The sequence below is a fragment of the Streptomyces panacea genome, assembly GCF_040560175.1.
Classification (GTDB): Bacteria; Actinomycetota; Actinomycetes; order Streptomycetales; family Streptomycetaceae; genus Streptomyces; species Streptomyces panacea.
This window is the reverse complement of sequence record NZ_JARJHW010000001.1, coordinates 104,355-118,206: the sequence shown is the minus strand read 5'-3', so window position 1 is coordinate 118,206 and position 13,852 is coordinate 104,355. Positions and strand designations below refer to the sequence as shown.

15 protein-coding genes are annotated in these 13,852 nt (G+C 71.2%); 7 read left to right on the top strand and 8 right to left on the bottom strand.

Annotated features, from left to right (window positions below):
• Positions 1-111: 111 nt before the first annotated feature.
• Positions 112-1,530 (top strand): rhamnulokinase, encoded by a 1,419-nt coding sequence (locus P3L51_RS00515; RefSeq protein ID WP_354603002.1) that lies wholly within the window; start codon positions 112-114, stop codon positions 1,528-1,530.
• 143 nt (positions 1,531-1,673) lie between these two features.
• Here P3L51_RS00515 and P3L51_RS00510 read toward each other — a convergent pair whose 3' ends face one another.
• Positions 1,674-2,381 carry a TetR/AcrR family transcriptional regulator gene (locus P3L51_RS00510; protein WP_354602959.1) on the bottom strand — a complete coding sequence of 236 codons (708 nt, stop codon included), beginning with the start codon at positions 2,379-2,381 and terminating at the stop codon, positions 1,674-1,676.
• Between the two features lie 96 nt (positions 2,382-2,477).
• Between P3L51_RS00510 and P3L51_RS00505 the strand changes: the two genes are divergently transcribed.
• Positions 2,478-3,341 (top strand): NmrA family NAD(P)-binding protein, encoded by an 864-nt coding sequence (locus tag P3L51_RS00505; RefSeq protein WP_354602958.1) that lies wholly within the window; start codon positions 2,478-2,480, stop codon positions 3,339-3,341.
• A 211-nt stretch (positions 3,342-3,552) separates the two neighbouring features.
• Here P3L51_RS00505 and P3L51_RS00500 read toward each other — a convergent pair whose 3' ends face one another.
• Entirely contained in the window at positions 3,553-4,335 is a 783-nt protein-coding gene (locus P3L51_RS00500; protein ID WP_354602957.1) for a phosphodiesterase, read from the bottom strand.
• A 432-nt stretch (positions 4,336-4,767) separates the two neighbouring features.
• Between P3L51_RS00500 and P3L51_RS00495 the strand changes: the two genes are divergently transcribed.
• Entirely contained in the window at positions 4,768-5,715 is a 948-nt protein-coding gene (locus P3L51_RS00495) for a TauD/TfdA dioxygenase family protein (RefSeq protein WP_354602956.1), read from the top strand.
• A gap of 51 nt (positions 5,716-5,766) precedes the next feature.
• On the opposite strand, the gene P3L51_RS00490 is transcribed toward P3L51_RS00495, so the two are convergent.
• A complete protein-coding gene (locus tag P3L51_RS00490) occupies positions 5,767-6,051 on the bottom strand; it encodes a hypothetical protein (RefSeq protein ID WP_354602955.1) in 285 nt (94 codons plus the stop codon).
• A 192-nt stretch (positions 6,052-6,243) separates the two neighbouring features.
• On the opposite strand from P3L51_RS00490, the gene P3L51_RS00485 reads away from it, so the two are divergent.
• On the top strand, positions 6,244-7,452 hold the full coding sequence (locus P3L51_RS00485; RefSeq protein ID WP_354602954.1) for a PP2C family protein-serine/threonine phosphatase: 1,209 nt from the start codon (positions 6,244-6,246) through the stop codon (positions 7,450-7,452).
• Positions 7,453-7,653: 201 nt separating this feature from the next.
• Here P3L51_RS00485 and P3L51_RS00480 read toward each other — a convergent pair whose 3' ends face one another.
• Positions 7,654-8,562, bottom strand: a complete 909-nt coding sequence (locus P3L51_RS00480) for a DUF2382 domain-containing protein (RefSeq protein ID WP_354602953.1) — start codon at positions 8,560-8,562, stop codon at positions 7,654-7,656.
• 321 nt (positions 8,563-8,883) lie between these two features.
• Positions 8,884-10,554: a glycoside hydrolase family 13 protein gene (locus P3L51_RS00475; RefSeq protein WP_354602952.1), complete on the bottom strand. Its 1,671-nt coding sequence runs from the start codon at positions 10,552-10,554 to the stop codon at positions 8,884-8,886.
• 289 nt (positions 10,555-10,843) lie between these two features.
• Here P3L51_RS00475 and P3L51_RS00470 point away from each other — a divergent pair, with 289 nt between their 5' ends.
• Positions 10,844-11,293, top strand: a complete 450-nt coding sequence (locus P3L51_RS00470) for an SRPBCC family protein (RefSeq protein ID WP_354602951.1) — start codon at positions 10,844-10,846, stop codon at positions 11,291-11,293.
• 274 nt (positions 11,294-11,567) lie between these two features.
• Here the strand turns inward: P3L51_RS00470 and P3L51_RS00465 are convergent, their stop codons facing one another.
• Entirely contained in the window at positions 11,568-11,891 is a 324-nt protein-coding gene (locus P3L51_RS00465; protein WP_354602950.1) for an L-rhamnose mutarotase, read from the bottom strand.
• Positions 11,892-12,082: 191 nt separating this feature from the next.
• Between P3L51_RS00465 and P3L51_RS00460 the strand changes: the two genes are divergently transcribed.
• Positions 12,083-12,220, top strand: coding sequence for a hypothetical protein (locus tag P3L51_RS00460; protein WP_354602949.1), 138 nt, complete (start codon positions 12,083-12,085; stop codon positions 12,218-12,220).
• Positions 12,221-12,233: 13 nt separating this feature from the next.
• Here the strand turns inward: P3L51_RS00460 and P3L51_RS00455 are convergent, their stop codons facing one another.
• Positions 12,234-12,872, bottom strand: a complete 639-nt coding sequence (locus tag P3L51_RS00455) for a hypothetical protein (RefSeq protein ID WP_354602948.1) — start codon at positions 12,870-12,872, stop codon at positions 12,234-12,236.
• Positions 12,873-13,073: 201 nt separating this feature from the next.
• Between P3L51_RS00455 and P3L51_RS00450 the strand changes: the two genes are divergently transcribed.
• A complete protein-coding gene (locus tag P3L51_RS00450) occupies positions 13,074-13,427 on the top strand; it encodes a PRC-barrel domain containing protein (RefSeq protein WP_354602947.1) in 354 nt (117 codons plus the stop codon).
• Positions 13,428-13,506: 79 nt separating this feature from the next.
• Here P3L51_RS00450 and P3L51_RS00445 read toward each other — a convergent pair whose 3' ends face one another.
• The gene (locus tag P3L51_RS00445; protein ID WP_107014974.1) at positions 13,507-13,710 is read right to left on the bottom strand and encodes a cold-shock protein; all 204 of its coding nucleotides are present in this window, start codon (positions 13,708-13,710) and stop codon (positions 13,507-13,509) included.
• Positions 13,711-13,852 lie beyond the last annotated feature (142 nt).

Genomic DNA, 13,852 nt, shown 5'->3' with positions numbered 1-13,852 from the left:
GGGCGGAGAGGACCGGGAGCCGAGAGAGCAGGGGGCACCACCGTGTCGTACACCGAGACCTCGGCTTCGGCTTTCGTCGCCGTCGACCTGGGCGCCACCAGCGGCCGGGTGATGGCGGGGCGAGTGGGCCGGGCAGGGCGGGGGACGCTCGACCTGACCGAGGTCCACCGCTTCCCGAACCGGCCGGTGCGGCTGCCGGGAAGCCTGCGGTGGGACGTGCTCGCTCTCTATCAGGGGGTGCTCGACGGCCTCGGCCTCGCGGCTCGTACGTACGATGTCGCGTCGATCGGGATCGACAGCTGGGCGGTCGACTACGGGCTCCTCGACGCGGACGGGCAGTTGCTCGGCAATCCGTACCACTACCGGGACACCCGGACCGAGGGCGTGGGCGAGCGCGTCTGGGAGACGGTCCCGGCCGGGGAGCTGTACCGGATCACGGGGTTGCAGCACCTGCCGTTCAACACGGTCTTCCAGCTGGCGGCGGCTTCGGGTGGCGCTCAACTGGCCGCCGCGAGAACGCTGTTGATGATTCCGGATCTGCTGACACACTGGCTCACCGGCAGTGTCGGCGCGGAGGCCACCAACGCGTCCACGACGGGTCTGTTCGACGCGCGTGCGGGCGACTGGTCGCACGCGCTGATGGGCCGTCTGGGTATCGACCGGACTCTGTTCCCGCCGATCCGGCGGCCGGGGGACGCGGCGGGGACGCTGCTGCCGTACGTGGCGGCCGGGACCGGGCTGCCGGAGTCCACGCCCGTGACGGCCGTGGCGTCCCACGACACGGCTTCGGCCGTGGCCGCCGTGCCCGCGATCGGGCCGGGCTTCGCGTACCTCTCGTGCGGTACGTGGTCACTGGCCGGTCTCGAACTGGCCGAGCCGGTGGTCACGGAGGCGTCCAGGGCCGCGAACTTCACCAACGAGCTGGGAGTGGACGGCAGTTACCGCTTCCTGCGCAACGTCATGGGGCTGTGGCTGCTGTCGGAGACTCTGCGCACCTGGGCGGATCGCGGACTGCCCGCCGATCTGGGGCCGTTGATGGAACGGGCGGCGCGGTCGCGGCCGTTCGCCGCGCTGGTCGACCCGGACGACCCGTCGTTCCTCGCGCCGGGCGACATGCCGGGCCGTATCGCCGTGTACTGCGCGCGCACCGGCCAGCGGCCGCCCGACGACCAGGCGGCGACAGTCCGCTGCATTCTGGAGAGCCTCGCGCTGGCCCACCGCGCGACGTTGCGTACGGCGGCCGAGCTGTCCGGCACCGAGATCCGTGTGGTGCACCTGGTGGGGGGCGGCAGCCGTAACGAACTGCTCTGCCAACTGACGGCGGACGCCACGGGGTTGCCGGTGGTGGCGGGACCGGCGGAGGCCACCGCGCTCGGCAACATCCTCGTCCAGGCACGGACCCGGGGCCTCGTCGGAGACCGCTCCGAGATGCGCCGACTGGTGGCACGGACCCAGCGGTTGCGGCGGTACGAGCCGCAGGGGGACGGCCGGGCGTGGTCGGCGGCGGCTGAGCGGATCGGGCTCACCTGAGGGCGCCCGGCGGAGAGCGAGGAGTGCCGCGCGCAGGCTCGGCTCCCGATGGCTGGGGGCGGGATCGTTCGGTGCCCGGTCGCTCGGTGCTCGGTGCCCGGTCGCTCGGTCGCTCGGTGCGGGATCGCTCGGTGCCCGACGGCTCAGCTCTCGATGGCTCGGTCCAGCCACTCGGACAGAAGCGCGCGCTCGATGACGGTGAGCGTCGGTAGCCGCGGCACGGCGGTCCGGAACGCGACGGCGGCAGCGGTCACGCTGTCCTCGACGGGCACGGACACGTCGGACAGGATCGACCGCGTCACCATGTCGTACATCGCGTCGGCGAGGCCGAGATCCCGCTCGTGCGGCGGCGTGGCGAGCAGGGTCAGCACGGCGCCGGTGCCCGCGGCGTGGATGAGTTCAACGGCGCGGCTCTCGGCGACGCGCAGCCGACCGGTCGCCGCGACACGGCGTACTCGTGCGCGCAGAACCTCCAGTCCCGCGAGCTCGGCCGGTGAGCGAGTGCCACGGCCGGGATCCATGAGCAGGCCGAACAGCGCCGCGTTGGCGAGGCCGAAGCCGACATGCGCGTCCCACCCCGCCCGGAGGTCCGCGACGGGGTCGTCGCTCTCCTCCACCAGTTCCTTTCCTGCGACATGGACGGCGAAGACATGCTCCGCGACGGCGTCGAGCAGGCCGTCCTTGTCCCCGAACAGACGGTAGATCGTCGGCGCCTGCACGCCGGCGGCCTGGGCGACACCACGGGTGGTCACGGCACTCGGACCCTGTTCGCGCAGGAGCCGCGCCGCGACCTCCACGAGGTTCGCCCGCGTCTCGCCTCTGCCGGTCCCGCCGGGCTTCGTCTCCATCATGTTCCAACGATAACGTGCTGCCGCTATCGATGCCTTATCGTTGGAATCGCAGTACGGTTTCCAGCGATAACATCAGAGACGACACGAGGACGAATCATGATCATCATCACCGGCGCCACCGGCCGGCTCGGCTCCCGGATCATCGGACGGCTGCTCGAACGGATCCCCGCGGAGCGGGTCGGCGTCAGCGTGCGTGACACGGACCGCGCCGCCGACCTCGTCGCACGTGGCGTCCGTGTGCGGCGCGGCGACTTCACGGACCCCGACTCGCTCGCCGGTGCGTTCGAGGGCGCCACGCAGGTGCTCATCGTCTCGGCGGGCGAGACCGGCGACGCGGCGGTCGCCCAGCACACCACGGCGATCGACGCCGCCCTCGCCGCCGGGGCCAAGCGCGTCCTGTACACGAGCCACCAGGGCGCCGGCGCCGATTCGCTGTTCGCGCCCATGCCCGACCACGCCGCGACCGAGCGGTACCTGGCGGCGACGGGCACGCCCTACACGGCGCTGCGCAACGGGTTCTACGCGAGCACCGTCCCACTCCTGCTGGGCCGGGCGCTCGAAACCGGCGAACTCGTCGCGCCCGCCGACGGCCCCGTGTCGTGGACCACCCACGCCGACCTCGCCGAAGCGGCGGCGGTGGTCCTCGCGGACGAGGGCCGGTTCGACGGGGCGACCGGGCCACTGACCGCGCCGGACGCCCTCGACCTCGAAGACATCGCGGGCATCCTCACCGAACTCACCGGCCGCACCGTCCGGCGCGTCGTCGCCGACGACGAGGAGTGGACGGCCGGCCTGATCGGGCACGGCGTACCCGAGGACCGGGTGAACATGCTGCTCGGCATGTTCCACGCGTCCCGACGCGGTGAGTTCACCACCACCGGACCCGCGCTCACGCACCTGCTCGGGCGCGACGCCACGCCGGTCCGCTCGGTCCTCGAAGAGTCCGCCACGCCGCGCTGAGCTGCGGGCCGACGATCCGCCGGACCGGACCCAGGCCGTGTCTTCAAAGTCCCGCCTGGCACGGCACCTCGCCGCGTTGTCGGAGTCGGAGTCGGAGTCGGAGTCGGCCGAGTACGCCCAGTACGAGACCGATCCTCCGCCTTGCGATGCACCGCACCAGACACCGCGGGCCCCGCCCTGCGGGCGGACGGCGCTACTTCGAAGACACGACCTAGTAGCCGGCCACCGGGGCCGCCGCGTGGCTGACCGGGACGGTGTGGGTGACCCACGAGGTGCCCGCGAGGAGGTGGAGGAGGAAGGACGTCGGTTCGGGCAGGTAGCCGGGGGTGCCTTCGCGCAGGGCGAGTCCGCTCTGGAGGTGGGTGCTGGGGGCGACGACGAGGGTGCTGTTCGCGTAGGCGGCCGTGACCTGGCGGTGGACGTGGCCCGCGAGGACGCGGGCCACGTTCGGGTGGCGTACGAGCACATCGGCGAGCGCGTCACCGTCCGCCAGGCGCATGCCGTCCAGGAAGGGAATGCCGACAGGCACCGGCGGGTGGTGCAGACACACGAACGCAGGTACGCCCGGCCTGCGAGCCAAAACCCTGTCGAGCCAGGCGAGTTGCTCCGCCCCGAGCCGCCCGCCGCCCTCACCGGGCACGGAGGAGTCCAGGGCCACCAGGGTGAGCCCGGACAACTCGGCGACGTAATACGCCTGGTGCGCACCCCCCAGCAGGCCGGTCCCGCCGAACGCGTCGACCAGCGCGCCGGGTTCGTCGTGATTGCCCGCCACGAGGAACAGCGGCAGCGGGAAGCTCCCGATCACCTCGCGCAGCACCGCGTACTCCCCCGGCGCTCCCCGCTCCGCCAGATCCCCGGTGATCACCACGCAGTCCGGCAGCGGATCGAGCACCAGAACGCGTCCGAGCGCCCTGCGCAGTCCTTCCACGGGTGCGCCGCCCAGCGGGCCGGTGGTGAGGTGGGGGTCACTGAGGTGCGCGACGGAGAGAGCCATACGGACACCCTGCCCAGGCCCGCCGGCACCCATGGCCGGACACGCCGAGGGCGAAACGCGCAGACGCTGACGCCCCCCGCCATCGACCACGCGCCCGAGGGCGTCGACCGTCCGACCGATGTTCCCGGGACACCGGCTGAGGTACGGTGCCTGCCATGGGCCCGTACTCGAACCACCGTGCAGGGGAGCCGCGTCTCAGCGGCCCTCGCGGTGAGTGCGCGCCCCGCGGCCTCAGCTTTCTGCTGCGCCGCGGTCGGGTGGGATCCCCGCCCGCCTGTTGTTGTCGCTGTCGCTGACCTCCGGTAGCGCCGCGCCCCGTACCGTCACGGACTTGACGGCCACCGCCTCGTCGTACCCGCCTCCCGCGCCCACGCGCTGGTGAGCGGGTCGGCCCGCGCCCTTCCCCACTGGTTCGTTCTTCCGAGGAGCCTCGTGACCACCGCCGCCATATCCGCATCGGACGCCTCCACCGTTCCCGCGCTCCGTGACCCCCACATCCCCGCCGACGGCCTGTACGAGGGCCACCGGGAGCTGCGCCGCGTGCCCGAGGGCCGGCAGGACCGGCCGTACGAGCTGTTCGGACTCGTCCCGCAGTCCCGCACCATCGGCGCCGAGATCCGCGGTCTGGATCTGTCCGTTCCACCGTCCCCCGCCGTGCGGGACGAGCTCAATCGCGCCCTGCTGGAGTGGAAGGTCCTCTTCTTCCGGGGGCAGCGTCTGTCCTCCGACGCGCAGCGCGCCTTCGCCCTCAACTGGGGCGAGTTGGAGACCAATCCGCTGCTGGCGGCCGGGGACGCCAAGGACGTGGTGCGCTTCGACCGTACGACCGTCCCCACCTTCGAGAACGTGTGGCACACCGACGTCACGTTCCGGGAGCGGCCCGCGATGGGCGCCGTGCTGCAACTGCGCGAGGTGCCGCCCGCCGGGGGCGACACCATGTGGGCCGACATGGCGGTGGCGTACGACAATCTGCCGCACGAGGTGAAGGAGCGGATCGACGGCGCTCTCGCCGTTCACGACTTCGTGCCGGGCTTCGCGCGGTTCTCCCCCGCCGAGCGGCTCGCCCGGTTCCAGGACGTCTTCCCGCCGGTGGAGCACCCCGTGGTGCGCACACACCCGGAGACGGGCCGGCGGATGCTGTTCGTCAACGCGTCGTTCACGACCCGGATCGTGGGGCTCGCGCGGGCGGAGAGCGACCGGCTGCTGCGGCTGCTCTTCCAGCAGGCCCATGTCCCCGAGTACCAGGTCCGGTTCCGCTGGCAGGCGGGCGACATCGCCTTCTGGGACAACCGCGCCACGCAGCACTACGCGGTCGCCGACTACGGCACGCACCGGCGGGTCGCCGAACGCGTCGCCATCGCGGGCGACCGCCCGTACTGACCACTGCCCGGCTCCCCGCCGCGCGCGAACGAGAGGCGTCGCGGGCGCCGCCTACTTCTCCTCGGTGAGACCGGCGATGCGCTCGCGATAGGCGGCGATCTCACGTTCGGTGAGGGCGAGGCGCCCGGGGCCCGCCTCGTTGGCGGCCAGGGAGGTGGCCTGCTCCATCGCGCGGTAGAGCGGGCCCGGCAGGTTGAGCAGGAGCTGGCCGTGTTCGGCGGTCTCGATCACCATCCACGAGTTCCGGTCGGCGACACCTTCCCCGATGACGTTCGGCTCGATGGTGCTGGCGGCGATGACGGTCAGGACAGGGGGAATCGGGGTCTCTTCGCTCATGCCTCCCTCCCTATCAGGGTGACTCCGGCGGTGCCCAGCGATCGCGGCGAGTTCCCCCTCACACAGCCCGTCCGGCCGTGCGCGCCCAGCGCGCCGCGCGTACCCCGCACGCCTCGCCCGGTCCGCTCGGCTACTGCGACCCGCGCGGACCTGCGATGCTGGTAGGAGCCTGCCGGTGAGGAGGCGGTCGCCATGTCGAGCGAGAGCGCGGTCCCCGACCCCGGTGAGCGGCTGCTCGAGGAGCTGCTCGCCGAGGCGCACGCCGCGGCCCCGATGGATCTTCCGGAGCTGGTGAACCGCTGCGCCCTGGCCCTCGGCCTCGATCAGATCGTGGTCTATCTGGTCGACATCCAGCAGCGGCAGCTCGTCCCGCTCGCCGACGGCATGCCCAGCCTCGATGTGGACTCCACGACGGGCGGACGCGCGTATCGCGCCTTCGACCTGCGGATCGAGGAGTCGCAGGACGGCGTTCTCACCGCCTGGCTGCCACTGATCGACGGAGCGGAACGGCTCGGTGTGCTCAGCGTCAGGGCGGACGCCATCGACGCGGTACGCCTGCGCCGCTGCCGGATGATGTCGTCCGTGCTCGCCATGGCGATCACCTCGAAGCGCGCGTACAGCGACAGCCTGGCGCGGTTCGCCCGCACGGAGCGGATGCAACTGCCCGCCGAGATGCTGCGCGCCTTTCTGCCCCCACGGACCATCGGCAACGCCCGCGCCCTGTCGACGGCGGTGCTGGAACCGGCGTACGAGATCGGCGGCGACGCCTTCGACCACTCGCTGACCCGCTCGACACTGCACGTCGACATCCTCGACTCGATGGGCCACGACCTGGCGGCGGGGCTGACCACGGCCGTCGCGCTGGCGGGCTGCCGCAGCGCCCGGAGGGCCGGTGGCGATCTCCCGGAGCTGGTGGAGACCGTGGATCTGGCGCTCGCGCGCTGGCTGCCGGATCAGTACTGCACGGGCATCATCACCCAGCTGGATCTCACGAGCGGCCTGTTCCGGTGGTGCAACTGCGGGCATCCGCCGCCCCTGCTGATCCGGGGAGACCGCGTACTGCACGGCGAGCTGGAGGGGCCGGCCCAGCCGCCCATGGGGCTGCGCGCCCGGTTCTGCGAGACTTCGCGTACGGTCCACGAGGCACAACTCGAACCCGCGGACCGGGTGTTGCTCTACACGGACGGTGTCGTCGAGTCACCGGTGGGCGACCGCTCGGAATTCGGACTCGACCGCTTCACGGACTCCATCATCCGGGCGACCGCGGCCGGCGAACTGGCGCCCGAGGCGCTGCGGCGGCTCATCCACTCGATTCTCGACGCGCACGACAACCGGCTGCGTGACGACGCCACGCTGCTGCTCGTCGAATGGCGGCCGACCGCCGCCCGAGAACCCTACTGAGAACCTGCTGGAACCTGCTGGGAAGCGCCCGCGCCCCCGAACCCCCGCGAGGGGCCCCTGAGCCGTGTCGCGAGGAGCCCCCGAGCCGTGTGCGGCCCCTGAACGAACCCCCGCGTGAGGACACGGCACGGCGCGGGTCCACCGGGAGCACCGGTGGGCCCACGCCGACGTGCGGTTCGGAGTGCCGGGCCGGGCAGCCGCTCAGTGGCTGGGACCGCGCCCGCCGCCGTGTCCCTTGTCGCGCCCGCCGGGGTCGTCGAACTCGACCTGCTCCTTGCGGACGTCGGCCGATACTTCCTTCTGCTCGGTGACCTTCTCGGTCTCCATGCGCACGCGCTCCACCGGTACGGCCTCCTTACGGATGACCGCTTCCTCGGCATGCAGGATCACCTCGGTCTCGGCGTTGCCCATGGGGGCGCGGCCGATCGTGCGGTCGCCCGGCTTGATGGGCTCGCGCACGATACGGACCTCTTCATGGGTCACCGGCACGGTGGTCGTGACGTTCTCGGTCACCACGACCTTCCGGAGCCGTGCCCGGCCGGACTCGTGCTCCTCGGTGCCTACCCGGAGCTGTTCCTCCGAGCGCACCATTTCCTCCTCGCCGCGACCTGTGGCGGGAGTGGTCGCGGCCTTGGAGGTGTCGGGCCGGCCGGTGGTGCCCGCCGGGGCCGTGGCGTCCATCCGGCCCCGGGCGCCGTTGCCGCTCGTGGTGTCCCGGCCCATCGTGGTGTCCTTGGCAGCCCTGCCGGGCGCCGGGCTCATGCCCGGTGCCCCGCTGCGCCCCGCGGGACGGGTGAGGCCGTAGTGGTCGTACAGTTCCTGCTCTTGGCCGACGTCGAGGTGCTCGTCGGCGTCCATGCGGGGGGCTTCCTTGACCAGTTCCTTGGCGTGCGGGACCTGGAGACCGTTCGCGTCGCGGGTGGCGCCCGCCAGCGGCACGAAGGACTCCTTCATCCCGAACATGCCGGTTTTGACTGTCACCCACTCGGCGCGGCCCGTCTCGTTGTCCAGGTACGCCTGCTCGACACTGCCTATCTTCTCGCCGGCTGCGTCGTAGGCGGTCAGACCCGTGAGTTCACCCACGTGGTGGAAGACATCGTCGGCTGCCATCAGTGATCACTCCTCGGCGGCGAGCCGGCGGGGTCCGGTATCCCCGCGCGTCGGCTGACTCGCGTATCTCCATGCGGCACCTGCTGACGGCGGTGGGCAACCAGGGGAAACGCCCCTTTGACCCGTCCGGGGGACAAAGGGGCGCCGCCCGCGCCCTGCTGGGCTCCGCGCACATCGGTGGCCGGATTCAGCCATTCGGGTGACCCCTCGTACGGAGCGCTGGCCCGTGCTCACACGTTGTGCGGGTACGACGACGGAAAGGAGCCTCCGACGATGCCGACGCCGCCGCCGATTCCGATTCCGGTGACGCCTACGAACCGATCAGCCGCCCGCCGCCGCTGTCCATACGGCGGTGTCGGGGGCGATCATGTCCCCCGCCAGGCTGTCACTGGCGAGCAGCACGGCGCCGTCCGGCAGCGGCAGGGACCGCTCGGAGAGGTTGATCCGGCATTCGAACCGGCCCTTGCGGAAGGCGAGTTCGCCGTCACGGGCGGGCAGCCAGCTGAACGACTCGTCGCCCCGGAAGCGGGTGCGTACGGACAGGGCCGAGCGGTACAGCTCCAGGAAGGAGTCGGGCCGCCCGGTCTGGACGTCCACCGCGTGATCGCCCCAGCCGTCCGGTTGCGGGAGCCAGCTGCCGCCCGGCCCGAAGCCGTGGCTGCCGCCGGAGCGGGTCCACGGCAGTGGGACGCGGCAGCCGTCGCGGCCCTTGCTGGTGCGTCCGGTCCGCTCCCACATGGGGTCGCGCAGCGCGTCGAGGGGCAGGTCGGAGACTTCGGGAAGACCGAGTTCCTCACCCTGGTAGAGGTAGGCGCTGCCGGGCAGGGCGAGGGTCAGGAGCGCGGCGGCCCTGGCGCGCCGGTGCCCGAGGGCGTCGTCCGGCGCGGGGTCGGTGCCACCGCCGGACAGCCAGGCGCGGTAGTCGATGCCCTGGGGAAGCGCGTAGCGGGTCCGGTGGCGTACGACGTCGTGGTTGGAGAGCACCCAGGTGGGCAGGGTGCCGACCGCGCGGGCGCCGGTGAGGGAGGAGTCGATGACCTTCCTGAACTCCTCGGCGTCCCAGGGACAGCGCAGATGGAAGAAGTTGAAGGCCTGGTGGAGCTCGTCGGGCCGGGTGTAGAGAGGCAGCCGGGCCGCGCTGACACCCGCCTCGGCGACGGTGATCCGGGGAGGCGCGTAGGAGTCGATGATCTTGCGCCAGGTCCGGTATATGTCGTGGACCTCGTCGCGGTCCCAGAAGGGGTGGTCCTCGCCCTCGGGCGGGGAGTTCAGGGAGGCGGAGTCGCGTCCGCCGGTGTCCCGCAGGGGTTCCACGAGGTCCTTGCGCAGGCCGTGGGCGACGTCTATTCGGAAGCCGTCGGCCCCGAGGTCGAGCCAGAAGCGCAGGATCCCCTCGAAGTCGGCGAGGACGTCCGAATTCTCCCAGTTCAGATCGGGCTGCTCGGCGGAGAAGATATGCATGTACCACTGGCCGTCCGGCACCCGTGTCCAGGCGCCGCCGCCGAATTTCGACTTCCAGTCGGCGGGCGGCAGGCTCCCGTCCGGGCCCCGCCCCTCGCGGAAGAGGAAGCGGTCCCTGGCCGGGGAGCCGGGCGGCGAGGCGAGCGCTTCCACGAACCAGGGGTGCTGGTCGGAGCAGTGGTTGGGCACGACGTCGACGATGACCTTGAGGCCGAGTCCGTGGGCGCGCCGCACGAGGCCGCGGAAATCGTCGAGGGTGCCGTGGCGGGGGTCGACACCCCGGTAGTCGGAGACGTCGTAGCCGGCGTCGGTCCAGGGAGAGGGGTAGAAGGGCGTGAGCCACAGGGCGTCGACGCCGAGACCAGCGAGGTGGTCGAGCCGGTCCGTGATCCCGCGCAGATCGCCGATCCCGTCGCCGTCCGCGTCGGCGAAGCTCGGGACGTACACCTGGTAGACGACGGCCTCGCGCCACCAGTCGGGGGCGGGCCGTGCCAGGTGGCCGCTGAGGGTGTCGAGGGTGTTCGGGATCACGGGTGCCTCTCGTACTGAACTTCGGACCGGTCGTGCGTGTTACGTGGGTGTTTCACGCGACGCGTGATGCGTCGCGTGAAGGACACCCTTTCACCGCCCGGCCTCCGGCTGAAGGTCACCCGTTCGATGGTTATGGAAGGGATGTCGGAGGGACGCACAAGGGTGTCCGTCGGCCGGTGCGGGTGCGGGGCCACGGGTACGGGGCTCGGGGCTCGGGCGGTGAAAGCCGATCGGGCGGGTAGCGGATGACAGACGAAGTCGTCTCGCACCGACGGAGGAGAGAACCCCCATGACGTCCACACTGATCGAAGCCGTCGACATCAAGGCGCCCGTGGCTGTGAGCTGGTCGCTGTGGCAGGACGTCGAGCGCTGGCCCTCCTTCCTCAGCCACGTCAAGCATGTGGAGCGCGTCGACGACTCCCTGTTCGCCTGGCAGGTCTCCCTGCCGGGCGCCGACAAGAGCTTCGTGGCGGAGCTCACAGAGGTCGTCCCCGAGGACCGCATCGCCTGGCGGACCTCGGAGGGGGTGCACCACGCGGGGGTGGTCACCTTCCACCGGCTCAGCGACACCGAGAGCCGGGTCACGCTCCAGATCGAGTACGACCCCAAGGGCTTCGTGGAGCATCTGGGCGCGCTCACCAATCTGGACTCGACGCTGGCCAACTACGACCTCGGTGAGTTCCGGCGGGCGGCCGAGCACGAGGCGACACTGCTCGCCCCGTCGCCACGCCACCGCTGATCGACCGGGCAGCGGCCGTCAGGCGCCGGGCCCCGGCGGTCGCGCCGGCGTTCCAGGGCGGCGTTCCAGGCCGCGCCTCAGGTGCTCCGTCATCGCCTCCGCCGCGCCCGGTCGGGGTCGCGGCGCGGGAATCGCGTGCGGGACGCGGTCGTGCTCCGCCAGGTCAGCGCGCCGGCCCCCGGAACGTCGGGTCTCCGCTGCCGCGAGAGCCGTCTCCGTACGCGGCGTTCGACGGGGATCACCCAGGGCTCGACCTCCACAGGACCCGATCCGGCTACTCCATGAGGAAGACCCGCTCCATGGGGGTCCACCAGTCGCCGGGTCCCGCCTCGGGGACCGTCTCCTGACAGGGGTCGGTCAGCTTCCACCACTCCCGCGTCGCCTCGTCGTCGGCCATCGCCGCGAGGTCGGCCGCCAGGTCGTCGCCGTGGTATTCGAAGTAGCTGAACAGCCGGTCGCCCAGCAGGTGGATCGAGTAATTGGCGATGTGACTGGCGCGCAGCCGCGCCAGTACGGGCTCCGGCACGGCCCGGTGGAGTTCCCGGTACTCGTCCAGCTTCTCCGGCCGCACCTTGATCACCTGTGCGATGCGCTGCATCAGCCCTCCATCACCGTCCGCCGCGGGGACCCTCCATCAGCGAAAACCTATAGGAGAGTCGACGCCGACCCGTCGCCGCGGCTGAAGGTGGCCCATGCCGTGGAGACCTTCAACATCCGGCAACGTCCGGGTCGCGCTTCCTGATGGAGCTTCACGCCGGTCCGGCGCGTGCCGCCCCCGCCGGTAGGTACGTGGCGCACCTACCGCGGCTCGGCGCCCTCACCCGTAGCGCCACGGTGATCGAGGACGGCTGTGTCGTGCCGCCCGAGAGACCCGGTCCCGGCATCGAGTGGGACGAGGGCGCCGTCGCGGATCCGCGTGTCGGCTGATCGATCCGCCTGATCAACCCGCCGCCGGGGCCGGGGCGGCGGCTGCGTCCTGTCCGGCGTGGGTGTAGAAGACGGACTTGTTCTGCTTGCTGCGGTGGGCCTCGGACTTGGCGACGAGCTGCTCCAGCGCGTTCCGCACCACGTTGATGTTGGAGTTGCGCCGCGGGTGGTCCGCGACCAGTTCGGCGGAGACCTCCGCGGCCGAGCGGGGCTCGCCGTGCGCGGCCAGCAGTGTGCCCAGCAACTGCGCGAGGCTGGGCTGCTTCTCGGCCGCTCCGGCCTTCGCGCCGGTCTTCGCGGGCGCCTTCGCCCCTGACTTCGCCCCCGACTTGGCAGGAGCCTTGCCGTCGGACTTGTCGGCGGGCTCGGCCGGCGTCCGCGCCAGGCCGGAACCGGCCGCCGCCTTCGCGGGGCGTTTCGCCGTCCGCGCCGCGGGCACCTTCGCGCTCCGCCCGGCGCCGTCGGCGAACACCCGCTGCACGCCGAGCAGCAGGGCGTGGTCACGCTCCAGGGTCTCCAACTGCCCCTGCAAGGTGTCGATCTCGACGCGGATACGTTTCTGCTCCGCCTCGTTGCGCTCCAGATCACCGGCGACCTGGACCTCGTACTGCGACTGGACGCTCGTGAACTCGGTGACGGTACTGCCGGACATGAATGGCTCGCTTCCTATGGATGGCATCCGCATGGCATCCCCCGGTTGTCCGCGATGGTACTTCTGTCAGCGTGTCCGCCCCACAGCCGACCATCAGGTAACACCTTGCTGAACCATGCGTGGTTGCTGGGTGGGCCCGGGGGGCAAGTGCACCTTGAGCGGCGATCTCGCCGCGACAGTCGAACGAGAGTGAGGGCCGGGATGGGTGACATGTGGGTATTCGCGGTCGGGTCGGGCCATGTGCCGGGTATGGACCTCACCGGTTACAGCGTCCATGCGACCGACGGAACGGTGGGCAGCGTGGACAGACAGTCCGAGGGCTCACCGTTCGAACACCTGGTGGTGGACACCGGGATGTGGGTCTTCGGAAAGAGTCTTGTCATTCCCGCCGGTCTGGTGACTTCGATCGATCCCGCCGGGCGGGTGATTCAGGTCGGCTGTACGAAGTCGACCGTCAAGGGCGCTCCGGTGTTCGAGCGCGATCACGACACGAGGGACCCCGCCTATCTGGGCGGTCTGAGCGCTTACTACACCTCTTTGGTTGCCACTTCCTGATATCCCGTCACGCACCAGCGCCCCGGCAGGACGCTGCCGGGGCGCTGGTGGACACGTGGTGTCCCTGGGACGAGGTGTCCTAGGCGGGGACGATGTTCTCCGCCTGGGGGCCCTTCTGGCCCTGCGTGACGTCGAACGTCACCTTCTGGCCCTCCTGGAGCTCACGGAAGCCCTGGGTGGCGATGTTGGAGTAGTGGGCGAAGACGTCGGGGCCTCCACCGTCCTGCTCAATGAAACCGAAGCCTTTTTCCGAGTTGAACCACTTGACGGTACCGCTGGCCATGTGTCCTCCAAAGGACTCATAACGGTCCCCGCACCGTGCGGGAACCGGAGGTGATCGCCCTGGTCCTCAGAGACGTTGAACAGCCGAATCGCCCGCGACTGTGATCACGGGCGACAAAGTACTTCGGAACCACGACAGCTAG

What these genes read in the sequence shown, in the direction of transcription:
- P3L51_RS00515 (WP_354603002.1), top strand. Translation starts at nt 112, where the DNA reads ATGGCGGGGCGAGTGGGCCGGGCAGGGCGGGGGACGCTCGACCTGACC.
- P3L51_RS00510 (WP_354602959.1), bottom strand. Translation starts at nt 2,381, where the DNA reads ATGATGGAGACGAAGCCCGGCGGGACCGGCAGAGGCGAGACGCGGGCG.
- P3L51_RS00505 (WP_354602958.1), top strand. Translation starts at nt 2,478, where the DNA reads ATGATCATCATCACCGGCGCCACCGGCCGGCTCGGCTCCCGGATCATC.
- P3L51_RS00500 (WP_354602957.1), bottom strand. Translation starts at nt 4,335, where the DNA reads ATGGCTCTCTCCGTCGCGCACCTCAGTGACCCCCACCTCACCACCGGC.
- P3L51_RS00490 (WP_354602955.1), bottom strand. Translation starts at nt 6,051, where the DNA reads ATGAGCGAAGAGACCCCGATTCCCCCTGTCCTGACCGTCATCGCCGCC.
- P3L51_RS00485 (WP_354602954.1), top strand. Translation starts at nt 6,244, where the DNA reads ATGTCGAGCGAGAGCGCGGTCCCCGACCCCGGTGAGCGGCTGCTCGAG.
- P3L51_RS00480 (WP_354602953.1), bottom strand. Translation starts at nt 8,562, where the DNA reads ATGGCAGCCGACGATGTCTTCCACCACGTGGGTGAACTCACGGGTCTG.
- P3L51_RS00470 (WP_354602951.1), top strand. Translation starts at nt 10,844, where the DNA reads ATGACGTCCACACTGATCGAAGCCGTCGACATCAAGGCGCCCGTGGCT.
- P3L51_RS00465 (WP_354602950.1), bottom strand. Translation starts at nt 11,891, where the DNA reads ATGCAGCGCATCGCACAGGTGATCAAGGTGCGGCCGGAGAAGCTGGAC.
- P3L51_RS00455 (WP_354602948.1), bottom strand. Translation starts at nt 12,872, where the DNA reads ATGTCCGGCAGTACCGTCACCGAGTTCACGAGCGTCCAGTCGCAGTAC.
- P3L51_RS00450 (WP_354602947.1), top strand. Translation starts at nt 13,074, where the DNA reads ATGGGTGACATGTGGGTATTCGCGGTCGGGTCGGGCCATGTGCCGGGT.
- P3L51_RS00445 (WP_107014974.1), bottom strand. Translation starts at nt 13,710, where the DNA reads ATGGCCAGCGGTACCGTCAAGTGGTTCAACTCGGAAAAAGGCTTCGGT.